18 protein-coding genes are annotated in these 24235 nt (G+C 63.1%); 3 read left to right on the forward strand and 15 right to left on the reverse strand.

What is annotated here, in order from left to right; all coding sequences use genetic code 11:
• Position 1 precedes the first annotated feature (1 nt).
• Positions 2-880, reverse strand: coding sequence for an IclR family transcriptional regulator (locus VF194_RS15530; RefSeq protein WP_330892098.1), 879 nt, complete (start codon positions 878-880; stop codon positions 2-4).
• A gap of 207 nt (positions 881-1087) precedes the next feature.
• Here VF194_RS15530 and VF194_RS15535 point away from each other — a divergent pair, with 207 nt between their 5' ends.
• Genes VF194_RS15535 through VF194_RS15545 form a run of 3 tightly spaced genes read left to right on the forward strand, consistent with a single transcriptional unit; the run spans position 1088 to position 4807 of the window.
• Positions 1088-2116: a TRAP transporter substrate-binding protein gene (locus VF194_RS15535; protein WP_330892099.1), complete on the forward strand. Its 1029-nt coding sequence runs from the start codon at positions 1088-1090 to the stop codon at positions 2114-2116.
• 41 nt (positions 2117-2157) lie between these two features.
• Positions 2158-3999: a TRAP transporter large permease subunit gene (locus tag VF194_RS15540; RefSeq protein ID WP_330892100.1), complete on the forward strand. Its 1842-nt coding sequence runs from the start codon at positions 2158-2160 to the stop codon at positions 3997-3999.
• Between the two features lie 10 nt (positions 4000-4009).
• Positions 4010-4807 (forward strand): glucose 1-dehydrogenase, encoded by a 798-nt coding sequence (locus VF194_RS15545; protein ID WP_330892101.1) that lies wholly within the window; start codon positions 4010-4012, stop codon positions 4805-4807.
• Between the two features lie 87 nt (positions 4808-4894).
• On the opposite strand, the gene VF194_RS15550 is transcribed toward VF194_RS15545, so the two are convergent.
• The 14 genes from VF194_RS15550 to nosZ all read right to left on the reverse strand — a co-directional run bounded on the left by VF194_RS15550 (position 4895) and on the right by nosZ (position 24221).
• Entirely contained in the window at positions 4895-5287 is a 393-nt protein-coding gene (locus VF194_RS15550) for a carboxymuconolactone decarboxylase family protein (RefSeq protein ID WP_330892102.1), read from the reverse strand.
• A gap of 56 nt (positions 5288-5343) precedes the next feature.
• Complete coding sequence (locus VF194_RS15555) at positions 5344-6900, reverse strand: efflux transporter outer membrane subunit (protein WP_330892103.1); 1557 nt, start codon at positions 6898-6900, stop codon at positions 5344-5346.
• An 8-nt stretch (positions 6901-6908) separates the two neighbouring features.
• The gene (locus VF194_RS15560; RefSeq protein ID WP_330892104.1) at positions 6909-10178 is read right to left on the reverse strand and encodes an efflux RND transporter permease subunit; all 3270 of its coding nucleotides are present in this window, start codon (positions 10176-10178) and stop codon (positions 6909-6911) included.
• Positions 10179-10184: 6 nt separating this feature from the next.
• Entirely contained in the window at positions 10185-13298 is a 3114-nt protein-coding gene (locus tag VF194_RS15565; RefSeq protein WP_330892105.1) for an MdtB/MuxB family multidrug efflux RND transporter permease subunit, read from the reverse strand.
• Positions 13299-13338: 40 nt separating this feature from the next.
• A complete protein-coding gene (locus VF194_RS15570; RefSeq protein WP_330892106.1) occupies positions 13339-14601 on the reverse strand; it encodes an MdtA/MuxA family multidrug efflux RND transporter periplasmic adaptor subunit in 1263 nt (420 codons plus the stop codon).
• A 288-nt stretch (positions 14602-14889) separates the two neighbouring features.
• The gene (locus VF194_RS15575) at positions 14890-15744 is read right to left on the reverse strand and encodes a MaoC/PaaZ C-terminal domain-containing protein (RefSeq protein WP_330892107.1); all 855 of its coding nucleotides are present in this window, start codon (positions 15742-15744) and stop codon (positions 14890-14892) included.
• Positions 15745-15847: 103 nt separating this feature from the next.
• Positions 15848-17002, reverse strand: coding sequence for an acetyl-CoA acetyltransferase (locus tag VF194_RS15580; RefSeq protein WP_330892108.1), 1155 nt, complete (start codon positions 17000-17002; stop codon positions 15848-15850).
• 7 nt (positions 17003-17009) lie between these two features.
• Positions 17010-17312, reverse strand: a complete 303-nt coding sequence (locus VF194_RS15585) for a Zn-ribbon domain-containing OB-fold protein (protein WP_414656114.1) — start codon at positions 17310-17312, stop codon at positions 17010-17012.
• 338 nt (positions 17313-17650) lie between these two features.
• The gene (locus tag VF194_RS15590; RefSeq protein ID WP_330892109.1) at positions 17651-18661 is read right to left on the reverse strand and encodes an FAD:protein FMN transferase; all 1011 of its coding nucleotides are present in this window, start codon (positions 18659-18661) and stop codon (positions 17651-17653) included.
• Positions 18648-19208: a nitrous oxide reductase accessory protein NosL gene (locus tag VF194_RS15595; protein WP_330892110.1), complete on the reverse strand. Its 561-nt coding sequence runs from the start codon at positions 19206-19208 to the stop codon at positions 18648-18650. Before VF194_RS15595 ends, VF194_RS15590 begins: the two co-directional genes overlap by 14 nt.
• Positions 19205-20035, reverse strand: coding sequence for an ABC transporter permease (locus tag VF194_RS15600; RefSeq protein ID WP_330892111.1), 831 nt, complete (start codon positions 20033-20035; stop codon positions 19205-19207). Before VF194_RS15600 ends, VF194_RS15595 begins: the two co-directional genes overlap by 4 nt.
• The gene (locus VF194_RS15605; RefSeq protein WP_330892112.1) at positions 20032-20958 is read right to left on the reverse strand and encodes an ABC transporter ATP-binding protein; all 927 of its coding nucleotides are present in this window, start codon (positions 20956-20958) and stop codon (positions 20032-20034) included. Before VF194_RS15605 ends, VF194_RS15600 begins: the two co-directional genes overlap by 4 nt.
• Positions 20955-22133 (reverse strand): nitrous oxide reductase family maturation protein NosD, encoded by a 1179-nt coding sequence (locus VF194_RS15610; protein WP_330892143.1) that lies wholly within the window; start codon positions 22131-22133, stop codon positions 20955-20957. The genes VF194_RS15605 and VF194_RS15610 overlap by 4 nt, the downstream gene beginning before the upstream one ends.
• Positions 22134-22301: 168 nt before the next feature.
• On the reverse strand, positions 22302-24221 hold the full coding sequence (nosZ, locus tag VF194_RS15615; RefSeq protein ID WP_330892113.1) for a TAT-dependent nitrous-oxide reductase: 1920 nt from the start codon (positions 24219-24221) through the stop codon (positions 22302-22304).
• Positions 24222-24235 lie beyond the last annotated feature (14 nt).

The following is a 24235-nucleotide window of genomic DNA, read 5'->3' on the forward strand; positions in this document are numbered from 1 at the left end:
TTCATTTCCTCTCGCTGATGCGGCGTGGCGGCATCTGGGTTGCCGGCGCCATTGTCGTTCTCGTTTCGCTGCCTGCCGCCAGATCCCTCATCCGCGCCTGCAGACGATCGACCTCGCTTTGCAGCAGCGCGACCAGATGCGGTACGCGATCCGGCGTCATCCGCGCCTCGATCGCGGCGAGCGACAGGCAGAAATCCGCCCGGCCCTGGGCGTCGCGCACCGCCATGCCGATGCCCCAGGAACCGGGGAACAGGATGCCGCGATTGAAGCCATAGCCCTGCTGCCGCGCTTCGGCGACGAGGTCTTCCAGCAGGGCCCGCGTCAATTTGGGATAGCGCTCGGCCAGCAGTTGCTGATTGGCCAGTATGGCCCTTTCGCCATCCTCATCCGAAAGAGCCGCAAGCAGGGCAATTCCCCCGGCGCCGGCACCCAGGGGATGCCGGTCGCCGGCCGCCAGCACGTGCGAGCGGATCGGAAACGGACCATCCTCGCGATGCAGGCAGACAACGGACCAGTCGCGGCGAACCTGAACGAAGGCGGCGTCGCCGGTGCCTTGCGCAAGCCGGGTTACGCTCTCCATGGCAAAGCGGTGGATTCCGTAGCGCTCGGTGGCGAGCGTACCGAGGACATAAGCCTCGGGCCCGAGGAAATAACGGCGCGTCTGCGGGTCCTGCTCGATGAGACCGGCATCGATCAGCGCCAAAAGAATACGCCGGCAGGTCGGCTTGGCCAGGCCCGAGGCCTCGACCAGGCTGGACAGCCCCGCCCCTTTCATCCCCTGGGCCGCGACCAGGCGCAGCAAAGCCACGGCACGGCCGATGCTCTGCGTGCCGGTCGGCTCGATATCCGGGACAATCGCGACTAGATCTTCTCGATCCATATTGTGGACCATTGGTGATTGCGATCTGCGTTGACAAATCCGGTAGTTCTGATCTTCTGTCAATTACAAAAAATCTGATCGAAAAATCAGTCCAATATATGGACCCATTTTCCGATTGGGATAATCGACTCTCGATAATCCCGTCATCGAGGGTTGGGCGGCATTGCCCGTTCGGGCCAATGACCGTCGCATCGGGAGAAACGAACCGTGGAGAAGCGACCTATGATGAAGATTTCACGCCGCAGCTTTGCCGCTGGCGCAGGCGCCGTTGCCGTCTCGACTTTCGCCATCGGCAGGGCGCGGGCGGCGGAGTTCACCTACAAATACGCCAATAACCTGCCGCTGTCGCATCCGCTGAACATCCGGGCGCAGGAAGCGGCGAACAAGATCAAGGAAGAGACCGGCGGTCGCTTCGAACTGCAGATCTTTCCCTCCAGCCAGCTCGGCTCCGATACCGACACCCTTGGCCAGATCCGGTCCGGCGCCGTCGACTTCTTCACCCTGTCGGGCCTGATCCTGTCGACCTATGTGCCGGCCGCTTCGATCAACGGCATCGGCTTCGCCTTCAAGGATTACGCTACGGTCTGGAAGACGATGGACGGCAAGCTCGGCGAATATGTCCGCGCCGAAATCGCCAAGTCGCGCTCCATCATCGCGTTCGAAAAGATTTGGGATAACGGCTTCCGCCAGACCACCTCGTCCAGCAAGCCCATTGCGACGCCGGCGGACCTGGTCAATTTCAAGATCCGCGTTCCCCCTTCGCCGCTCTGGACCTCAATGTACCGCGCTTTCGAGGCGGCGCCGACGACGATCAATTTCAACGAAGTCTACAGCGCATTGCAGTCGAAGGTCGTCGACGGCCAGGAGAACCCGCTCGCCATCGTCGAGACAGCCAAGCTCTACGAAGTCCAGCAGTATTGCTCGCTGACCAACCATATGTGGGATGGCTTCTGGTTCCTGGCCAACCGCCGCAATTGGGAGGCGTTGCCGGAAAACATTCGTACCATCGTCACCAAGCATATCAATGCCGCCGCTGTCGCCGAACGCGCCGATGTCGCCAAGCTGACCGAAGGGCTGCAGAAGAAGCTCGCCGACCGCGGCATGAAGTTCAATGCCGTCGATCCGGCCCCGTTCCGCGACAAGCTGAAATCGGCAGGCTTCTACAAGGAATGGAAAGGCAAGTTCGGCGATGCCGCCTGGGCGATGCTGGAAAGCTCGGTCGGTGCGCTCGGCTGATGGATACGCAGGCCAATTCTGAGTTCGCGGCGCCCTCAGGGATGGGGGCGCCGGCAACCCGACCGGCGCTGGCGGCGGCCGATAGAATATTGGGGCTGATTGTCGAGATTCCCGCGGCAATCCTCGTCGTGGCCGAAGTCGTCGTGCTGTTTTCCGGGATTGTCGCCCGCTATGTCCTGAACGAACCGCTGATCTGGTCCGACGAACTGGCCTCCACCCTGTTCCTGTGGCTTGCCATGCTGGGCGCCGTCATCGCCTTGCGGCGCGGCGAGCATATGCGCATGACCGCCATGATCGGCGGACTGCCTGCCCATAGGCGGGCTTTCTTCGACGCCCTGGCGGTGGCTGCCGGGCTCGGCTTCCTGGTTCTGATCATTGCGCCGGCTTATGAATGGGCTCTGGAAGAGGGCTTCATCGTAACTTCGGCCATGGAAATCTCCGCCGCCTGGCGCGCCGCAGCCTTCCCCACCGGCGTCGGCCTGATGATCGCCTTTTCGCTGCTGCGGCTCGCCACGCGTAGCAGCCTGTTGCATGCCGTCTGTTCCCTCGCCCTTGTGACGGCCTTCGCCGCCCTGTTCTGGATGATCGGGCCGAGCCTGAAAACGCTGGGCAACATCAACCTCATCATCTTTTTCGTCGGCGTCGTGGGCGTCTGCGTCTTCGGCGGGGTCCCGATCGCCTTCTCCTTCGCGCTTGCCACGCTCGGGTATCTGGCGCTGACCACGCGCGTTCCGTCCATGACCCTGGTAGGCCGCATGGACGAGGGCATGAGCCACATCATCCTGCTGGCGGTGCCGCTGTTCGTCTTTCTTGGCATGCTGATCGAGATGGCCGGCATGGCGCAGGCCATGGTGCGCTTCCTGGCCAGCCTGCTTGGCCATGTCCGCGGCGGCCTCTCCTATGTCCTGATCGGCGCGATGTATCTGGTGTCGGGCATTTCCGGCTCGAAGGCGGCCGACATGGCCGCAGTGGCGCCCGCTTTGTTTCCCGAGATGAAGGCGCGCGGCGCCAGACCGGGGGATCTCGTCGCCCTGCTCTCCGCCACGGGCGCGCAGACCGAAACGATCCCGCCCTCCATCGTGCTGATCACCATCGGCTCGGTGACCGGCGTTTCGATTGCGGCGCTCTTCACCGGCGGCCTGGTGCCGGGGCTGGTGCTGGCCGCCATGCTGTGTTTCGTCGTCGCCCGCCGCTACCGCCGCGATGACCTCAGCCATGTCCGCCGGGCGCCGGCCGGCGAGATCATGCGCAGCTTCGTCGTCGCGTTGCCGGCGCTGGCGCTGCCTTTCCTGATCCGCGCCGCCGTGGTGGAAGGCGTTTCCACGGCGACCGAGGTCTCGACCATCGGCATCGTCTACTCGCTGATCGTCGGCATACTCGTCTACCGGCAGTTCGACTGGAAGCGGCTCGGCCCCATTCTGGTCGATACCGCGTCGCTGTCCGGCGCCATCCTCATCATCATCGGCGCCGCCTCGGCCATGGCATGGGGCCTGACGCAATCGGGATTTTCGCATACGCTGGTCAAGATCATGACGCATCTGCCCGGCGGCGCCGTCGGGTTCATGACAGTCTCCATCATTGCGTTCGTGATCCTTGGCAGCGTACTGGAGGGCATCCCCGCCATCGTGCTGTTCGGACCGCTGCTCTTTCCCATCGCCAAGCTGGTCGGAATCCACGAAGTCCACTATGCGATGGTCGTCGTGCTTGCCATGGGCCTCGGCCTTTTCGCGCCGCCATTCGGCGTCGGCTATTACGCGGCCTGCGCCATCGGCAAGGTCAATCCGGACGAGGGCATCCGTCCGATCCTGGCCTATCTTGCGGCATTGCTGATCGGACTGATCCTGGTGGCCGCCGTTCCGTGGTTCTCGGTCGGCTTCCTCTGAGGAGACGACAATGCGCCTGAAGGACCGCATCGCTATCGTTTTCGGGGCCGGCTCTTCGGGGCCGGGCTGGGGCAACGGCAAGGCCGCCGCCGTCGCCTATGCCCGCGAAGGAGCGAAGGTGGCCTGCGTCGATCTGTCGGCTGAGGCCGCGGAAGAAACCGCCGCAATCATCGACGGCGAAGGTGGCAGCGCCATCGCCATCGTTGCCGATACCACCGACCTTGCGGCCATCGAGGCCGCGGTCGCCACGACGGTCGGGACCTACAGCCGGATCGACATATTGCACAACAATGTCGGCGTGGTGCTGCATGGCGGGCCGGTCGACCTCGATGAGGAAGCCTTCCGCCGCAATATCGACATCAATCTTGGTTCGGTCTACCGCACCGCCAAGGCAGTGCTGCCGCATTTCATCGCCCAGAAAAGCGGCGCCATCATCAACATTTCGTCTCTGTCGGCGATCCGCTGGACCGGCTATCCATATTTCGCCTATTACGCAGCCAAGGCCGCGGTGAACCAGGCGACCGTGGCGCTCGCCTTGCAATACGCGCGGCACAACGTGCGCGCCAACTGCGTGATGCCGGGCATGATCGACACGCCGCTGATTTACCAGCAGATATCGAACCAGTATGCCTCGGTCGAGGATATGGTGGCCGCGCGCAACCGCGCCGTGCCGCTTGGCCGCATGGGAACGGCCTGGGACGTTGCCAATGCCTGCGTCTTTCTCTGCTCCGACGAGGCGCAGTTCATCACCGGAGTCTGCCTGCCGGTCGATGGCGGCCAGTCCTGTGCGGTACCACTGCCGAATTAGCGGGTCGCGGACCAGCACGATGCGCCTGCCGCTCGGCCGAGGGAGCCCATCTGCGGGCCCCTTCGGCGGGCCTCCTCGGCACCGGCCTTACTTGCCCGGCAAGGCCCCCTCGGCTTTCAGCACTTCGTGGGCTGCCTTGAACGCTTCCAGCCCCGCCGGGATGCCGCAATAGACGGTGGCATGTAGCAGAATTTCCTTGATCTCCTCCACCGTAAGGCCATTCGTCAGGGCGCCCTTCACATGGAGCTTCAGCTCAGCGGGTTTGCTCAGCGCCGTCAGCATCGCCAGATTCAGCATGCTGCGGGTTTTGCGATCGAGCCCCGGCCGCGTCCAGGCATACCCCCAGCACCACTCGGTCGTGATGTCCTGAAAAGCCATCATGAAATCATCGGCCTTGGCGATGCTGCCATCGACATAGTCGGCCCCCAGCACCTCGCGGCGCACCTTGAGGCCGTCCTTGAAATATTCACTATCGGACATGATCGAATCTCCCTGGCTGGTAAACACTGTGCTGCGAGTATCGGTTTGATACGCTCTCAGCGATTGAACAGGTTCCGGATCGCAGTGCCGAAACCGGACCAGAAGCCCGGTTCCTCTGCGGCTGGCTGCCCGCCGGCTTGCAGCTGCTCGGCGACCTGACTGAGCGGATTATACTGATAAAGCTGATCCCCGGCAGGCAGTCCGAAATCGTGAAAGTCGCCGCCCAGCGCCTGGATCAGGGAAACGCTGGCCAGCATGCGATCCCGCCAGATCGTCAACGCCGTCTGGCGGTTGTTCAGCGCCGTCGTCTGCGCCGTGACCACGGTCGTATAGCTGGTCACCCCGCCGAGATACTGATTCAGCGCCAGGCGCTCGGCCTCGGTGGCGGCGCGGACCGCATTGTCCTGCACTGCCGCCTGCTCGGCCAGGACGCGCAGAGCCGCCAGTTGATCCTCCACCTGCTGAAAGCCGGTAAGCACTGTCTGCCGATAGGTGGCGACTGCTTGATCATAGGCCGCCCGGGCCTGCTCGACGCTGGCGCTGGTGGCACCGCCATTGAAGATGGGGGCGGAACCGGCAGCACCGAGCGACCAGGCCTGGCTGCCGGCCCGAAGCAGATTCTCCAACGCCGTCGAGGTGAAGCCGAAGGAGGCCGACAGCGACAGTGTCGGAAAATATGCCGCCTCGGCGACGCCGATCTGCGCATTGGCGAAGGCCATCCGGCGCTCGGCCGCGGCGATGTCCGGCCGCCGCTCCAGCAGGGCCGACGGCAGTTCTACCGGCACCTCGGGAATGTGGGGGTTGTACGGGATGGGCGCGATGCTGAATTCCGACGGCGGCTTGCCGATGAGGACGGCGATGGCGTGTTCGAATTGCGCGCGTTGCGATTCGACGGCGATGAGGCTGGCGCGCGTCGTCTCGAGCTGGGTTTCCGCCTGCGCGACATCGGCGCGCGATGCCACTCCGGAGTTATACTGGTTGCGCGTGATCTGCAGCGCGCGCGTGTAGGCTTCGACCGCGTCGCTGAGCAGCCGCTTCTGTTCGTCGGCAGTGCGAAGCTGGATATAATCGGAAATCAACTCCGCCTGGGTGGACAGCAATGCCGAGGCAAGGTCGGCGGCGCTGGCCTGCGCGTTGGCGATATCGCCTTCGACCGTGCGCCGGATGCGGCCCCATACATCCAGCTCCCAGCCGGCATCCGCCGGCAGGTCATAGATGGTGCGGAGGATGCGCGTGCCACCCGGGCGCCCGATGGAGGATGAACTCACACCGGAACTCGACCGCGTCACGGAGGGATCGACATTCAAGGTCGGATAGTAGCCGGCGCGGGCGGCCCGCACCGCCGCCCGGGCTTCGCGGAAGGCGGCTTCCTGCGCCTTCAGATTCTCGTTCGAGATCGCAACCTGCCTGACCAGACCGTCCAGCACCGGGTCATTGTAGATCGCCCACCAGTCGCCCCGCCGGATGGCATCTTTCGGCGTCGCCACTTTCCAGCCATCCAGCTCCTTGTAGGTCGCGGCGATCGGCGCAGCGGGACGCTTGTAGTCCGGGCCGGCGGTACAAGCCGCCAGGCCAAACGACAGCATCGCCAATGCGAGAACGCAGGATCTCATAATCGCTCCTATCCTTGTGACGGAAGACCGGCGGGGCCTGCGCGCCTCTCAGAACGAGGGCGGCGGCGGAAGCGGTCGAGATAAAGGTAGATGACCGGCGTCATGTAAAGCGTCAGCATCTGGCTGACGATCAGCCCGCCGATGATGGAGACCCCGAGCGGCTGACGCAATTCGGCGCCATCTCCCTGGCTGAGCGCCAGGGGCACGGCGCCGAAAATCGCCGCCAGGGTCGTCATCATGATCGGGCGGAAACGCATGACGGCCGCCTCGCGGATCGCGGCATGCGAATCCAAGCCTCGGTTGCGGCTGGCATCGAGGGCGAAATCCACCATCATGATCGCATTCTTCTTCACGATGCCGATCAGCAGGATGACGCCGATAAGCGCAATGATACTGAACTCCATGTTGCAGAACATCAGCGCCAGCACCGCGCCGACGCCGGCCGGCGGCAAGGTGGAGAGAATCGTGATCGGATGGACGTAGCTCTCGTAGAGAACCCCAAGCACGATATAGACGGCCAGCAGGGCCGTCAGGATGAGGATGGGCTGGTTGCCGACCGACTGCTGGAACACCCTGGCCGTGCCCTGGAAACTGCCGTGGATCGTCGATGGTACGCCGAGCCTGTTCATCGTCGCATTGATCGCCTGTACGGCAGTGCCGAGTGAAACGCCGGGCGGCAGATTGAAGGACAAGGTGGTGGCGACGAATGGTCCATGGTGATTGACGGAAAGCGGCGTGTTGCTGAGCCCCCAACGGGCGAAAGCCGCCAGCGGCACCATGTCTTCCGCGCGCATGCTGACCGCCGCGCCCGTCGACGTGCCGCGGCGCCCCTTGTTGGCCAATTGGTTGGCGCGCTGATTGACGACGGCGTTGCCGGCAAGATCGCCGGCAGCGCCTGTGTTGGATGCGCTCAAGGTGCTGGCGGCGGCATTGCTGGACCGGCTGCCGGAAATCGCCCCGGTATTGGCGACATAGATCTGATTCAGCGTCTCCGGATTCTGCCAGTATTGCGGCGCCACTTCCATGACGACGTGATATTGGTTCAGAGGATTATAGATGGTCGAAACCTGGCGCTGCCCGAAGGCATCGTAGAGCGTGTTGTTCACCTGGCTCATGGTCAGGCCGTAGCGCGCCAGGGCGGCACGATCGATTTGCAGGCCGATCTCCAGGCCGCCTTCCTGCTGGTCGGAATTGACATCCGCCAGTTCCGGCACATCCTGCAATGCCTCCGCTATTTTCGGGGCCCAGCTCAATAATTGGGCGAGATCGTCGCCCTGCAGCGTGTATTGGAATTGCGCATTGCTTTGCCGCCCGCCGGCGCGGATATCCTGCACCGGCTGCATGAATATCCGGGCACCGGAAACCTGCGCCACTTTGGGCCGCAGCCGCGCGATCACCTCATCGGCCGACACCTTGCGCTGATTACGGTCTTTCAGCGCGATGAACAGGAAGCCCGAATTGGTCTGGAACCCGCCGGTGAATCCGACCGCGGTTTCGACTGCCGGATCGGAGCGGACGATGCTCATGAACTGCCGAAGCTTCTCCTGCATTGCCTGAAACGAGATGCTTTGATCGGCCCGGATGCCGGCGACCATCCGTCCCGTATCCTGCTGCGGGAAGAATCCCTTCGGCACGGCAATGTAGAGGTAGACATTCAGCCCGATGGTGGCGAAGAACAGCAGCAGCACGAGGCGCGGATACCGCAGCGAGTGATCCAGCAGCCAGCGATGCAGGTTCAGCATATCGTCGAGAAAACGGCCCCAGCGACGGGCAGGCCGGCCGGGTTGCCTGCGCTCTTCCTCGCCGCGCAGCAGGTAGGCGCAGAGCATCGGGGTGGTGGTCAGCGAAACCACCATGGATACCAGGATGGCCAGAGACAGGGTCATGGCGAATTCGCGGAACAGCCGCCCGACAATGCCGCCCATCAGCAGGATCGGAATGAAGACGGCGATCAGCGACAGGCTTATCGAGACGACGGTGAAGCCGACCTCGCGCACGCCCTGTATGGCCGCCTTGCGCCGGGGCATGCCGGCTTCCACATGGCGGGTGATGTTCTCCAGCACCACGACGGCGTCGTCGACGACAAACCCGGTCGCGATGGTCAGCGCCATCAGCGACAGATTGTCGAGACTGTAGCCCATCAGATACATCAGGCTCAGCGTGCCGGACAGGGATACCGGGATGGCGATGGCCGGAATGAGCGTCGTTCTCGGCCGGCGCAGGAACAGGAAAATGATCGCGATGACCAGGATTGTCGCGATCAGCAGGGTCCGCTCGACCTCGTGCAGCGAGGCGCGGATCGTCGGCGTGCGGTCCACCGCAATGTCGAGATCGATCGCTGCCGGAATCGAGGCGCGCAATTCCGGCAGCACCGCCTTCACACGGTCGACCGTTTCGATGATGTTGGAGCCAGGCTGGCGGTAGAGGATGACCAGAATCGCCGGCTTGTCGCCGGAATAGCCCTGATTGCGCAGGCTTTCCACGGAATCGACCACGTCGGCGATGTCGCCCAGATGCACGGCGGCGCCGTTACGATAAGCGATCACGATCGGGCGGTATTCATCGGCCCGGCCGGCGCGGTCGTTGGTATAAATCTGAAAGCGCAGATCCCCCTGCTCGATCACGCCTTTCGGGCTGTTGGCATTGGTGGCCGCCAGGGCTGCGCGGACATCCTCCAGGCCGATGCCGTATTTGAACAAGGCGTTGGGATTGAGCTCGACGCGGACGGCCGGCAATGAGCTGCCGCCCAACGTGACCTGCCCAATGCCTTCGATCTGCGACAGCTTCTGTTCGAGAACGGTAGTCGCGGCGTCGTAGATGCGGCCCTGACTCAACGTGTCGGAGGTCAGCGCCAGCACCATGATCGGCGCATCCGCCGGATTGACCTTGCGGTAGGTCGGATTGCTGCGCAGGTCGCTCGGCAGATCGGCACGCGCCGCGTTGATGGCGGCCTGCACATCACGGGCGGCGCCATTGATGTCCCGGTTGAGACCGAATTGCAGGACGACGCGGGTAGAGCCGACGGAACTGCTCGAGGTCATCTCGGTGACATCGGCGATCTGGCCCAAATGGCGCTCCAGAGGCGTGGCGACGCTGGTCGCCATGACCTCCGGGCTGGCGCCGGGCATCTGCGCCTGCACGACGATGGTCGGAAAATCGACCTGCGGCAACGGTGAAACCGGCAATTTCGCAAAAGCCAGCAGACCGGCCAATGCCACGCCGATCGTCAGCAGGGTGGTGGCGACAGGCCTTCGGATGAACACTTCCGAGACATGCATATCGCGCTATCCCCGCGGCCCGGCCGGCAGCCGGTCGCCATCGGTGCGGCCGCGGCGGAGGCGGCGCGCGAGGCGTTCGAAGGCCAGATAGATCACCGGCGTGGTGAACAGGGTGAGTATCTGGCTAACGATCAGGCCGCCGACGATGGTGATGCCCAGGGGCTGCCGCAATTCGGAGCCGGTGCCGCTGCCGAGCATCAAGGGCAAGGCGCCGAACAGGGCCGCAACAGTCGTCATCAGGATCGGCCGGAAGCGCAGCAGGCAGGCCTGGAAGATGGCATCACGCGGCGCCTGGCCGCCGTCGCGTTCGGCCTCGAGCGCGAAATCGATCATCATGATCGCGTTCTTCTTGACGATGCCGATCAGCAGGACGATGCCGATGATGGCGATGATGTCGAGATTGGACCGGGTCAGAATGAGGGCAAGCAACGCGCCGATGCCGGCCGAGGGCAGGGTCGATAAGATCGTGATCGGGTGAATATAGCTCTCGTAGAGAACGCCCAGCACGATATACATCGTCACCACTGCGGCGAGGATGAGGTAGAGCTCATTGGCGAGGGAGGCCTGGAACGCCAAAGCCGCGCCTTGGAAGTGGGTGCGCATACTGGGCGGCAACCCGAGTTCGCGTTCGGCCTGCTTGATGGCGTCGATCGCCTCTCCCAGCGAATAGCCGGCGGCGACGTTGAAGGACACCGTCGTTGCCGGATACTGGCTCATGTGATCGATCTGCAGCGGCGCCTTCTGCTGGTGGATCGCGGCAATCGCCGTCAAAGGCACCTGGCCGTTGGCGGCGACCGAGGACGGCAGATGGATCTGCGACAGGGACTGAAGCGTCGCGGTTATGGTCGGATCGGCCTCCATGATCACGCGATACTGGTTCGATTGCGTGAAAATGGTGGAGACGATCCGCTGCCCGAAGGCGCCATAGAGCGCATTGTCGACAGTCGCCGGCGTGATCCCGAAACGGGCCGCCATGCCGCGGTCGATTTCGATATAGGCGGTCAGGCCTTCCGCCTGCAGGTTGCTGGCAACGTCCTCTAGCTGCGACAGATCGTGCAGCCGCTCGACAAGGCGAGGCACCCAGAGCGCCAGTTCGTCGTAATCGACATCTTCGATGATGAACTGGTACTGCGCCCGGCCGACATTGGAGTCGACGGTCAGATCCTGCACCGGCTGCATATGGAGGACGATGCCTGGAACCGTCGCCGTATTGCGGGAAATCCGCCGGATGATCTCGCTCGCCGAGGCCGTGCGCTCGGCTTTCGGTTTCAGGTTGATCAGAAAGCGGCCGGAATTCAGCGTCATATTGGTGCCATCGACGCCGATGAACGAAGACAGGCTTTCGACATCAGGATCGCGCAGGATCGCCTCGGCCATGGCCGACTGGCGCCGCGCCATGGCGTCGAAGGAGATCGACTGCTGCGCCTGCGTGATGCCCTGGATCAGGCCGGTATCCTGTACCGGAAAGAATCCTTTGGGCACCATGACATAGAGAATCGCGGTCAGCGCCAGGGTGGCGACGGCCACGATCAGCGTCGGCACCTGGTGATCCAGCACCCAGTTCAGCAGGCGGCCATAGCCAGCGATCAAGACGTCGAACCATTCGCGGCTGCGCCGCGCGACCGGCCCCTCGACCTCTGCCGTTGGACGCAACAGGCGCGCGCACATCATCGGCACCAGGGTGAGCGAAACCACCGCCGAGATCAGGATGGTCACGGCGAGCGTTATGGCGAATTCGCGGAATAACCGCCCGACCACATCGCCCATGAACAACAGCGGAATGAGCACGGCGATTAACGACACCGTCAGCGACATGATGGTGAAGCCGATCTGCTTGGAGCCCTTGAGGGCCGCCTGCAGCGGCGGTTCCCCATCCTCGATATGCCGCGCGATATTTTCGATCATTACGATGGCATCGTCGACGACGAAGCCGGTGGCGATCGTCAGGGCCATCAGCGAGAGATTGTTCAGGCTGAAGCCGGCGAAATACATGATGCCGAAAGTGCCAACCAGCGACAGCGGCACCGAAAGGCTCGGGATGATCGTGGCCGGGACGTTGCGCAGGAACAGAAACATCACCAAGACCACCAGGGCGATGGCGAAAGCCAGCTCGAACTGCACGTCGCGCACCGAGGCGCGGATCGTGTTGGTCCGGTCGGTGAGCACCGTCAGATCGACCGCCGCCGGCAAGGATGCCTGCAGGCTCGGCAGCTGCGCCTTGATCGTGTCGACGACGTCGATGACATTGGCGCCAGGCTGGCGCTGGACATTGACGATGACCGATGGCGTCTCGTTCATCCAGGCGGCAAGCTTGTTGTTTTCCGCCCCCTGGACAATCGTGGCGACATCCGACAGCCGGACCGGGCGATCGTCGCGATAAGCAATCACCAGATCGCGGTATTCGTCGATACTGCCGAGCTGATCATTCGAATTTATGCTGTAGGAACGGGCCGGTCCGTCGAAGCTGCCTTTTGCCGTATTCACGTTGGCGTTGGCTATGGTGGTCCGCAGGTCGTCGATATTGAGACCGTAGGCGGCCAGGATCGTCGGGTTGAACTGGATGCGCACCGCCGGGCGCTGCCCGCCGGCGAAGCTGACCAGGCCGACGCCGGGCAATTGCGAAATCTTCTGCGCCAAGCGGGTATCGGCGAGATTCTGAACCTCGGTCAGCGGAATGGTCTTCGACGTGAGCGCCAGGGTCAGGACCGGAGCGTCGGCGGGATTGACCTTGGCATAGATCGGCGGCGCCGGCAGATCGCTGGGCAGCAGGTTGCCGGCCGCATTGATGGCTGCCTGCACCTCCTGTTCGGCGATGTCGAGATTGATGTCCAGGCTGAATTGCAGCGTGATGACCGAGGCACCGGCAGAGCTGGTCGACGACATCTGGTTCAAGCTCGGCATCTGGCCGAACTGGCGCTCCAGCGGCGCGGTGATGGCGGACACGACCACCTCGGGGCTGGCCCCCGGATAGAAGGTCTGCACCTGGATGGTGGGATAATCCACCTCCGGCAGCGCGGACAGCGAGAGGAAACGGTAGGCAACCGCCCCAGCCAGCAGGATAGCCAGCATAAGCAGCGTGGTTGCGACCGGGCGCAGAATGAAGGGACGGGATGGATTCATCACCGCTCCCCCGGCATCTTGGGTTCGCCGGTCATTAATATTACTGCGTCTTGCGCGGCTGCTGGCCGCCGACCCGGTTCTGGCCGGGCGGGTTACGGCCAGCCAGTTCCGCAACGACGACCTTGGCGCCGTCGCGCAGCCGATCGGTGCCATCGGTAACGACACGGGTGCCGGGCTCCAGCCCGGATTCGATCGAGGTTCTGTCGCCATCGACGATGCCGAGCTTCACCGGCCGCACCGATACGGTGTCGTCGGCGTTGACGACATAGACATAAGTGCCCGGCACGCCGCGCTGGACGGCGGCCGTGGGCACGATCGGCACGCTGCGCAGCACTTCGACGATCAGCTCGACATTGACGAATTGATTGGGAAAAAAGCTTTCATCGTCATTGGCGAATTCGGCGCGCAGCTTCACCGTGCCGGTGCTGGTATCGATCTGGTTGTCGATGGTGGTCAGCTTGCCGCGTGCCAGCAGTTTGCTCCGCGTGGAGTCATAGGCCAGCACCGTCATGTCGTTATCGGCCGCGTTGAAGCGCTTCACCACGGTTGCCAAAGCATTCTCCGGAATGCTGAACACCACGGTGATCGGCTTCATCTGCGTGATCACGGCGATACCGGTGGCATCGCCGGCGGTGACATAGTTGCCGATATCGACTTGCCGCAAACCGATGCGGCCGCTGATCGGGGCGGTGATATGGCAATAGGCAAGGTTGAGCTTGGCACTGTCGACGACGGCCTGGTCGTAGCGCACGGTGCCGCGGTACTGCAGGACCAGATTCTCCTGAGTGTCCAGGGTCTGCTTGGCGATTGAATCCTGGGCGAACAGCCGGCGATAGCGAGCCAGGTCCGTTTCGGCATTCTTCAGCAGGGCCTGATCGCGCAACAACTGCCCCTCCGCCTGATCCAGGGCGATCTGGTAGGGACGCGGATCGATCTCGGCGAGGAAATCGCCGGCATTGACATATTGCCCCTCCTGAAAACCGAGCCGGGTAATGCGGCCGGCAATCTGCGTTTTCACCGTCACGGTCGCCAGCGGCGTCACCGTGCCAAGGGCCTGCAGGCTATGGGGGATGTCCCCGCTTTGCACGACCGCCGTGGCAACGGTCATCGGGCCGGCTCCGGCAAACCGGCCTTGCCGCACCGGCTGGTGTCGTGCCGGCCAGAACCAGATCGCCGCCCCGATCACCGCTGCCAGAACGACGATGACGGTCAGCCAGCCGGCGACGCGACGCAACCTGCTGCGGCGGGGGCGCGAAAAAGGCGCTCCGGCATGGGGCTTGGGTTCAATGGACTGCCGGTTCATTCGTTGTTACTCATTTCCTGGATAGTTCACTCCTAGGGACCGGGCATGGTCCATAGGTGAAAAGGCCGCACGAGCCCTTCTTTACACGCATGGCGTTGCAGATTCCTTCGCCCCGTTGAAAGGGGCGCGTCATTCGAGTTCGCCGCCACAAATACCACATTATTAAATTGTATTTTTGCGGAGTATTCGGTGCGGTTTTCATAATTTACTGAATTTGCCGGAATTTGGTCAGACCAGCACTGCCGTCATCACGGGAGCAGCCGGCAACCCGGCCTTCCGCAGTCCCGGTCAGCCGCCCTGTACTCTGGCAAATCCATTGTTGACGACGATCACGTCACGCTCCACCAGCCGGGCGCGAAAGGCGCCGCTGCGCCATATCTCGGTGCGGATCGTCTCGCCGGGGAAAACGGGCGACGAGAATCTCAGGTCCAGAGAGCGCAAGGCAGCAGCGCGATAATCCGCCAAACGGCGCAGGATCGCATGGGTGACCACGCCCAGCGTGCAGAGGCCATGCAAAATAGGCCGCGCGAACCTGGCCTTGGCGGCGGTCGCCGGGTCGGAATGTAACGGATTGTCGTCGCCGTTCAGCCGGTAATAGAGCGCCTGCTCGGGCCTGGTGGGCAGGTCGACCACATAGTCCGGCATCCCCTGCGGCTCCGGATGGGGTGCTTTTACCCGGCCGGAAGGGCCCCCGAAGCCGCCGTCGCCGCGTAAGAACGTCGTCGAACGGGTGGTAGCATAGAGCGTCCCGGCAGGATCGCGTATCTGCTTTTCGGAATAAAGCAGGGCACCCCTGCCTTCTCCCTTGTCGACAAGGCCGGTGACGCGCGTGCGCCCCACCAGTTCGCCTTCGACCGGCAGCGGCCGGTGCCATTCGATGCCTTGCTCGCCATGCACAAGGCGGACAGCGTCCACCCCGGTCCGCGGATCGCGCAGCCAGAAACCAGGATGGCATAATACCACTGCCATGGAGGGCATCACCTGCAATGCGCGGTGCTGGTCGACAAAGTCGAGCTGGCGTTCATCCAGCGGATCCTGGCCAAGTCCGATGGACAGGGCGTAGAAGACGGCATCCCGCTTCGTCAGCGTCTGCCGCACTTCCGGAATATTGAAATTCAGCAGAGTCTCGTAATCAATTGCCATTGCCGCCCCCTTTCGATCACCGCCTCGGCGGCAAGGCGCGCCCCTTTTCGTCCGGCAGAACAGTCATAGGTGCGGCGCCAGCTGCCTGGGTCCAGCCAGTCCTTCACAGCGCCACCGCTCCGCCCAGCAGAGCGGTGACCTGGCTGGACAAGGTGCCGCCATTGCCATGGCAGACAGCTACATCGCAGGTGGGAAGCTGGCGTTCTCCCGCCTCTTTGCGGATCTGCATCACCGCTTCCAGGATCAGGAACATGCCGTACATGCCCGGATGGATGCAGGACAGGCCGCCACCGCTCGTATTGACGGCCAGCCTCCCGCCCGGGGCGATAGCGCCATCCTGCACGAAGCGGCCACCTTCGCCTTTCGGGCAGAAACCGAGGTCTTCCAGAAAGAGCAATGTCGTGATGGTGAATGCGTCATAAAGCATCACCAGATCGACATCGGATGGCTTCAGCCCCGCCATGGCAAAGGCGCGCGGGCCGCTTTCTGCGGCCGCCGTGCGGGTCAGATCCTTCATCTGGGTGATCGAGCGATGCGAATGGGCGCCGCCAACGCCGAGCAGATAAACGGGCTTCTGCTTCATGTCCTTCGCGCGGCCCGCCCGCACCATGACGCAGGCTGCGCCGCCATCGGTCACCAGGCAGCAATCGCGAGCCGTCAAGGGGTCGCTGATCATCCGGGATGCAAGCACATCCTCCCGCGAGAGCGGACCCCGCGCGAAGGCATGCGGGTTGAGATTGGCCCATTGGCGGGCCGCGACGGCGATATCAGCCAGCATCTCTCGCGTCGTGCCGAATTCATGCATGTGGCGCTGCGCCGCCAGCGCATAGGCGGTTATCGGATTACGCGGCTTGAACGGCACTTCATGCCATTGCGGCTCGCTCATCGAAACCAGCCGGCCACCAGCGGTGCGCTGAGTCGATCCGTAGCAGATCAGCACGGCATTGCAGATGCCGGCATCCAGCGCCAAGGCAGCCTGCAGCAGATGCATTTCGAACGATGATCCGCCGACATTGGTGCCGTCGAAAAAGCTCGGCTTGATGCCGAGATATTCGGCGACGGACAGGGTCGGAAAGGCATGGGTGCTGGTCGCGGCGCATAAGCCATCGATATCTTTCAATTCCAGACCGGCATCAGCAATCGCCGCAAGCGCGGCATCGCCCAGAAGCTCGATGGCGCTGCGGCCGGGCGCTTCGCCCCAGCCTGCCCCGCCAATACCGACAATCGCCGTCCGTCCGCGCAGGGAAGTTGCCGTCATGCCGCCCTCACCGTTCAACGACGTCGAAAACGACGGTCAACTCGCCGTTGACTTCGGCGATGCGCGCTTTCACCCGGGTGCCGATCGGTGCGGTTTCGACGCCTTCGATACGGGTCATCAGGCGCGGCCCTTCATCCAATTCGACCAGGGCGATGTTGTAGCTGCCGGTGCGGGCGCGATTGACCGTAATGGAATAGATACGGCCCAGGCCGGAGGCTGCCACCCATTCAAGATCCGCGACTCCGCTGCCAGGAGCCGCCACCCGCGGGTAGAAGACGTATTGGCCGGTTGTACGGCTGCGCTGGATCATGAAGCGCCCTTCCTGCAGGAAGGCGCGATATTGCATTTCAGGCCCTGGTCCGGGCGCGACCTTCGGTATCATACGTTTCCTCAGCTTACCTGACCGTACCGACCCAGCCATACTATATGCCATATCGCGAAACACAATCGGCGGGGTTGGCGCGACTGAGCTGGCCCGCGGCATGATCGGCAATGGCCGGTATGGCGACGATGGCGATACCGTCGTCATCGACTGCGCCTGCGGGAAACGTGTCGTACGCGTCGGCATGCGCATCGGCTCGCGTCGGTCATCATCGCCAGTCATCATCGACCGGCGCGATCGGCTGCCGCGTTGCGGCCTCTACAAGCTCAGGCCTGAATGTGATGCATGCCGCTTTCGTCGGCTGCATATACCGAGATTTCGGGAAATTTCGGTAGCAGCGACCGAATCTTCGCGGCATCCAGCAGCGAAAAGGCCGTCGACAAGGCATCCGCCGTGGTCGCATCTTGCGCAACCACGCTGACGCTTCGGCCGACCGGCGCCGTGCGGCCGGTGTGCGGATCGATCAGATGGCTGTACCGGCCATCCGCATCGAATACCGTGCCGTACCCCCCAGAGGTCGCCAAGGCACGATCGATCAGGTCAAGCTTGCCGATCAGATCGCCTTCCCGCAGGGGATTTCTGATGCCCGCACGCCAGGGCCGTCCATCAGGATGCCGCCCCATAGCGCGGATTTCGCCAAGATCGACCATGACCTGGCCGATACCCTCGCTACGCAGCAGTTGCGCGATCCGATCCGTTATAAAGCCCTGAGCGATGCCATTGAGCGTCGCCGCCATGCCGGGACGGCCGAAGGCGATGCGTTCGGGTGCAACGCGCAGCAGCCGCCAATCGACCAATGCCAATGCGGCGCTTACATCGGGCCCTGCCGGAGCGGCGTCGGCCTGTGCAAAATAACGGGCATAGTGCGCCCATAGCGGCTGCACCGTCACGTCGAAGGCGCCATCGGTCAGCGCACTGATACGCTGCGCGCGGCTCAGCAACTCGACCATCGCCAGCGGCGGCCGATCGATGGCGCCAAGGCGGTTGAGCCGCGCCAGGACGGAATCGCCATCGTAAAGACTGAAGATGCGCTCCAGCCGTCGCATTTCCACCACGCTGCGCTCGATCAGCCGATCCGCCACGGTTTTGTCGGGATGCACCAGAATCATGCTGGCATCGGCGCCGAGCGCAATTCCCTCCCAGCGATGCAAAGGTGTTGGGGTGGATGCGAGAGCCTTGCCCGAGAACAGGGAAACACCGGCTGCCGCCCCGGAGATGGTGATAAAGCGCCGGCGCGACAGAGCCCCCGGCGAGCAAGAGCCATCAGTTCTGGACATGATCATCATTCCTCCTCGAAGGAGCTGAGGCAGTCGTGCCGTTATCCGCGTCAGGCGGCCCCACGACATACTCGTCGGGAATTTCCGCCAGGCGCACGATCCGCCCGCCGTAGGAGTCGACGAAATGCTGCGCCGCCGCCGCATCGCCGAATGGGATCGCTTCCTGGGCGCCCATGCCGCCGCGGTTTTTGCTGCCGATCACGAAGACGGCTTTTTTGGCGTCGATCCAGGTTCCCGGTTCCGGATGGCTCCAGTTCTTCACCTTGGCCATGTCGTTAACGTAGATCGCACGGATATTCCGCGCCTCGCCCGGCATCCGGGTGAACGCGATGGCATCGCGTACCGCCGAAAACCACAATGGCGCCTGCCGGTCCGACAGATGGATCTGCCCTTTCGGCCCGGGATGATCGTTGAGCAGCATGCCGCAATAAAAGCCGGCGGTATCCTCGGCGATCTCCTCAGGCTGCGGCATCACGGCCTGCCGGTCGTTGTCGCAGGCCGTCAATGGCAGGACCAATACAGCCAGCAAAAGCAGAATCCGGATCATGGCTCTCTCCGCCCCAAGGCCGCCACCGCCAGGCAGAGCGGCAGCAGGGTCCAGCCGAGCAACGACGCCAGCAGAGCCCAGAGCGGCAGGCGGCCGGTCTGACCCAAACCGACCATCCCGCTGAGCGCACGAGCGGACTCCGCCGAGGTCAAATTCAAAAGCCGGAAGGCGTCGGCAGGGTTGATCAGCAACAATGCGTCCAGCAAATCGGCGCTGAGCAGGCGATTCTGTCCGGCGACAAGCACCCCCAGCAAAGCGGCGTCGTACACCAGCACCAGCGCGAACCAGATGCCGACCGCCAGACCGGCAGCGGTCGCCCGTTCACGCACCAAGACGCTGACCAGCATTCCCAAGGCCAGGAACGCGGCGCCAAGTAACGTCGCCGAGCCGATCAAACCGCCAAAAGCCTGCCAATCCAGCCCTGCGGCCCGCCCATCCTTTATCACCAGCGCCAGCCCGGCCGCGCCATAACCGAATGCGGTGGCCACCAGCAGGATTGCAAGATGACCGGTGAATTTCCCCAGCACGACCTGCCAGCGGGCCAGCGGATAGGCCAGCAGCAACAGCAGCGTGCCGCGTTCGGCCTCGCCGACCACCGCATCGAAGGACAGCAGCAGCGCGATCAGCGGCAGCAGGAAAATGGTTAGGCTGGCCAGGCTGACGACCACAATCGCCAGCGGATCGGCGCCCAGCTCGCCGGTCGGCGTGCTGCCGAGCAGCGTCAGGCTCAGGGCCAGGACGCCCAGGAGCAGCGTCGTGGCGAGTACCCAGCGGTTGCGAAGTCCGGCCCGCAATTCCTGGCCGGCAATGACGAGGGCACCGTTCATGACAGCGCCTCCTGCTGCCTGGCCAGCAAGGCGCGGTAAATGGCGTCCAGGTTCGGACGTTCGGTCTCGATATCCCGGACGATATCGCCGAGTTGAGCGATGCGGCCAAGCAGGTCGACCTTGGCAGCGGCATCGCAGAGCAGGAGCAGGCGATCCGGTGCGCGCGCCTCGATTTCCGCCCGCCCAGAAACAGCCTCGAGCACGCGGCCGGTCGTGCAAGGCGTCACCCGCACCGTGATCCGCAGGGCGAGTGCGACACTGTGCTGCAACGCCGGCAGGTCATCGCAGGCCAGCAGCCGCCCGCGTCCGATCAGGGCAAAAGCGTCCGCCTTGGTTTCGATCTCAGCCAGCGCATGACTGGATAGCAATATCGCCACGCCATCGGCGCGCAGGGTGTCCAGCATGGCATAGAATTCCTGCCTTAAGGCCGGATCGAGACCCGTGGTCGGCTCGTCCAGCAGCAAAAGCCGCGGCCGGCCGATCATGGCTTGCGCCAGTCCAAGGCGCTGACGCATGCCTTTGGAATAGGTCGAAACGCGGCGATCAATGGCTTCGCCAAGACCGACGCGCTCCAGCAGGGCATTGCCGGCGGCCGGTGCCTCGCCCTTCAGGCGACAATAGAACGCCATGATCTCGCGGCCGCTCATTGCTCCCGGAAATGCCACGCTCTCCGGCAGAAAGCCGATGGCGCGCCGCACTGCGGCTCCGCGGCGTCCCGCAGGATCCTGGCCCAGTATTCGCACCGAGCCTGCGCTCGGCACGATCAAACCAAGCATCAGCTTCATCAGCGTGGTCTTGCCGGCGCCGTTGTGGCCGACCAAAGCCATCACCTTGCCGGCTTCGAGCTCAAAGCCGACATCGCGCAGCGCCTCCACCTTGCCGTAGCGCTTGGCAACGGCGTCGATGGCCACAATGGCCGTCATGGCCGTTCTCCTTCACTGCGCGCCGCATCTCCTGCGGGCGGCTGCATCAACGGCGCCGAATCAACCACGCCGCCGGGCTGGATCGCCGGAAAGCGCGCCTGCGCCCAGCGGATCAGATCCACGGTCGGAGAATTGGCCAGCATCTTGGCTTGCGGATACATCCATAACAGCTGATCCATGATTCCGTTCGGACGATACGGGCGGTCGGCTATGCCATCGCCGTCCAGATCAAAGGCGGGATTGTCGCTCCAGTAATTTCCGCGACCCCGTTCTGCCCAGTCCAAGTAGCGCGTTCCGACATATTTCACCTGGTTGCGGTTGCCGATGAAGGCGTTGCCGGAGATGACGTTGCGCTCTGAGCCGGCCGTGAAGTGGATGCCGATCGGACAGTTCTCGAACCGGTTGCCGCGGATTTCGTTCTTGTTCGCATTATAGAGAAAGAGGCATTTCTCGCCGCCATCCTTCACGACGTTGCCGGAGATGTCAGACTCGTTTGCATAATTCAGCATCAGGCCGTGATCGCGATCGCCGATGCTCACATTGTCCCGGATCCGCAGGCGGCTGGAATACATGATCGCCCAGGCGACGTGATTGCGTTCCGAATGGTTTCCGATGATCTGGCTGTCGTTGGTGTACATGTAATGGATGGCGAAGCGCAGGTCGCGAAACCAGTTGTCGCGAAAGACATTCTGCCGGCTGGTATTGACGAAAATTCCGTCGCGCCCGTAGCGGATATTGTTGTGCACGACCCGGGCTCCGGGCGCATTCCAGATCGAAACGCCGTTACCGGCCTCGGCCATGCGCAGATCCCTGCGCCCGACGATTTCATTATCGCGAACGATCGAATCCGCGGCGCCATGCAGGTAGACGCCGAACAGATTGTTTTCGAAACGGTTGCCGATCACAGCGGCTCGCGACGCCGCCTGATGAGCCAGTATCGCCGAATCCATCGCCGGCAAGTCGGTGCCCGATCCGCGAATCAGCAAGCCCTCGATACGGGTGTCCGGGGCGCCGATCGTAATGACGCTACCATGTCCGTTTCCCTCGACGATCGCCCCCTGATCGCCGAGCAGCGTCAGCGGCTTGTCGATCGTGATCGGCCCCTGATGGGTGCCGGCCGATAGACGAAGCACATCGCCCGGCGCTGCCGCCGCAATCGCCTGCTGCAACGGCACATCCGATGTTATGTGCCGTTCCGCCGCGCCACCCTCCGATACGGCGCCGGCAAGCATCAACAGCCCTGGAAGCAAGGCCGACATAAAACGCCCGATATGGGAAGGAGAGGTCATGGCACTATCTCAGCAGATGGCGGCGCCGGCAGGAAAACTGCCGGCGCCTCCGTCTCAGGCCCGTTTCGGCTCGACCAGCATGCGCCCCTTCATTTCCATATGGAGGGCGTGGCAGAACCACTGGCAGTAATACCAGTAGACGCCTGGCCGGTCGGCGGTGAAGGTGACCGATGCCGTCGCCTGCGGCGCGACCTCCATCGCCACGCCATGATTGGCGATGGTGAAGCCATGCGTCAGGTCCTGCACGTCATCCATGTTGGTGACATAGACGGTAACCTCATCGCCTTCCCTGACGGTGAATTCGGTCAGGCTGAAGGCCGGCGCCACCGAGGTCATGTAGACACGGACCTTGTTGCCGTCACGGATGACGTCCGCCGCATTCTCGAGATCCACCTTGTCGGCGGCGGCCTGCTTGCGAGCCTCCTCGAACATCGGATCGTCGCGCTTCCAGATGTCGATCGGCTTCACCTTGGAGCGATGCACGATCATGGCGTCATGCGGCTCCGCGAAGCTCGGGCCGTCATGCACCAGTTTCATCTCGTCGCCCGAGATGTCGATCAACTGGTCGCATTCAGGCTTAAGCGGGCCGACATTGAGGAAGCGGTCCTTCGAGAACTTGTTCAGCGACAGCAGCCACTTGCCATCGGCCTCCTTGGTTTCGCCCATTGAGGTGTGGTTGTGGCCCGGCTGATAATGAACATCCAGCTTCTGGATGATCGGATCGACCTTTTCGCCCTTGAACTTGCGGATCGCCTTGTCGATGTTCCACTTGCACATCTGGCTGTCGATGAACAGAGTGGTATAGGCATTGCCTCGGTTGTCGAAAGCCGTATGAAGCGGGCCGAGGCCGAGTTCCGGTTCCGCCACCACGGTGTCGCGCGGCTTGATCTTGTCGTTGAACAGGTCGGGGAACTTGCGCACGTCGAACACGGTGACGGTCGGCGACAGCTTGCCGTTGGCAACGACATGGATGCCGTCCGGTGCGGTGTTGATGCCGTGCGGGCTGTTCGGCACCGGCACGTAGCGGGTATAACGCGAGCCATGGCGGCCATCGATCACCGGCACGCCGTTCATCAGCTTGTAGTCGCCCTTCTTGACCGCGTCCTCGATGCGGGCAATGTCGAAAATGACGATCCAATCCTGCTCGGCGGCAGTCATTTCCGCCAGAGTGACGCCGCCCTCGGAATTGTAGCAGGTGGAAAAGGCGTATTTGCCCTGATAGTCAGCATCGACATTGTCCAGATTGCCATCAACCATGACCTGCCAGGCGATCTTCATCGTATCCCCGTCGATTGCGGTGAAGATGCCGTGGTACTGCTTCGGATCGTCCAGGATGGTGCCGTCGTTCGGCAGCGGCACGCGATCCTCGCCATTGGCGAACACATAGCCGGTGCGCGGGTATTTCTGCGGCCGCAGGCCATGCACCGACAGCATGTTGGGGATTTCGACGATCTTGTCGCATTTCATCACGTCGCAGCGGATCCGGGCGACCCGGCTGTTCGCCTTGTCGTTGACGAAGACATACCGGCCGTCATAGGTGCCGTTGGTGAACGACATATGGGGGTGATGCAGATCGCCGTTCAGATAGACGCCGCCGCGCTTTTCCAGGAACTTCTTGGTATTCGGCTGCAGACCTTCCGTCAGGATCTTGCGGCTTTCATTGGTCAGGCCCCAGCCGGTGGCGCTGCAACGGTTGAAAACCGGGATTCGCATCAGTTCGCGCATGGAGGGCATGCCGATAATGCGCACCTCTCCGGTCTGGCCGCTTGAGAAGAAGACGTAATATTCGTCCAGCTCGCCTGGGGCGACCTCAGACTTGAGCTTCGATGCCGTCTTGGCGCTGGCAGGCGAGGCAACCAGCCCGCCCGCGACGCCCGAGGCGCCCATCAGACCAGCCATCGTGGCCAGCTTGGCACTATTCCCCAGAAGATCGCGCCGGTTCACGCCGGCCGTCTTGTCCTTTTCGTCCGTCATCTCTGACTCCATTA

It is taken from the genome of Ferrovibrio sp. (assembly GCF_036381655.1).
In the GTDB taxonomy this organism is placed as follows: Bacteria; Pseudomonadota; Alphaproteobacteria; order Ferrovibrionales; family Ferrovibrionaceae; genus Ferrovibrio.

What these genes read in the sequence shown, in the direction of transcription:
- VF194_RS15530 (WP_330892098.1), bottom strand. Translation starts at nt 880, where the DNA reads ATGGATCGAGAAGATCTAGTCGCGATTGTCCCGGATATCGAGCCGACC.
- VF194_RS15540 (WP_330892100.1), top strand. Translation starts at nt 2,158, where the DNA reads ATGGGGGCGCCGGCAACCCGACCGGCGCTGGCGGCGGCCGATAGAATA.
- VF194_RS15545 (WP_330892101.1), top strand. Translation starts at nt 4,010, where the DNA reads ATGCGCCTGAAGGACCGCATCGCTATCGTTTTCGGGGCCGGCTCTTCG.
- VF194_RS15550 (WP_330892102.1), bottom strand. Translation starts at nt 5,287, where the DNA reads ATGTCCGATAGTGAATATTTCAAGGACGGCCTCAAGGTGCGCCGCGAG.
- VF194_RS15555 (WP_330892103.1), bottom strand. Translation starts at nt 6,900, where the DNA reads ATGAGATCCTGCGTTCTCGCATTGGCGATGCTGTCGTTTGGCCTGGCG.
- VF194_RS15560 (WP_330892104.1), bottom strand. Translation starts at nt 10,178, where the DNA reads ATGCATGTCTCGGAAGTGTTCATCCGAAGGCCTGTCGCCACCACCCTG.
- VF194_RS15565 (WP_330892105.1), bottom strand. Translation starts at nt 13,298, where the DNA reads ATGAATCCATCCCGTCCCTTCATTCTGCGCCCGGTCGCAACCACGCTG.
- VF194_RS15570 (WP_330892106.1), bottom strand. Translation starts at nt 14,601, where the DNA reads ATGAACCGGCAGTCCATTGAACCCAAGCCCCATGCCGGAGCGCCTTTT.
- VF194_RS15575 (WP_330892107.1), bottom strand. Translation starts at nt 15,744, where the DNA reads ATGGCAATTGATTACGAGACTCTGCTGAATTTCAATATTCCGGAAGTG.
- VF194_RS15580 (WP_330892108.1), bottom strand. Translation starts at nt 17,002, where the DNA reads ATGACGGCAACTTCCCTGCGCGGACGGACGGCGATTGTCGGTATTGGC.
- VF194_RS15585 (WP_414656114.1), bottom strand. Translation starts at nt 17,312, where the DNA reads ATGATCCAGCGCAGCCGTACAACCGGCCAATACGTCTTCTACCCGCGG.
- VF194_RS15590 (WP_330892109.1), bottom strand. Translation starts at nt 18,661, where the DNA reads ATGTCCAGAACTGATGGCTCTTGCTCGCCGGGGGCTCTGTCGCGCCGG.
- VF194_RS15595 (WP_330892110.1), bottom strand. Translation starts at nt 19,208, where the DNA reads ATGATCCGGATTCTGCTTTTGCTGGCTGTATTGGTCCTGCCATTGACG.
- VF194_RS15600 (WP_330892111.1), bottom strand. Translation starts at nt 20,035, where the DNA reads ATGAACGGTGCCCTCGTCATTGCCGGCCAGGAATTGCGGGCCGGACTT.
- VF194_RS15605 (WP_330892112.1), bottom strand. Translation starts at nt 20,958, where the DNA reads ATGACGGCCATTGTGGCCATCGACGCCGTTGCCAAGCGCTACGGCAAG.
- nosZ (WP_330892113.1), bottom strand. Translation starts at nt 24,221, where the DNA reads ATGACGGACGAAAAGGACAAGACGGCCGGCGTGAACCGGCGCGATCTT.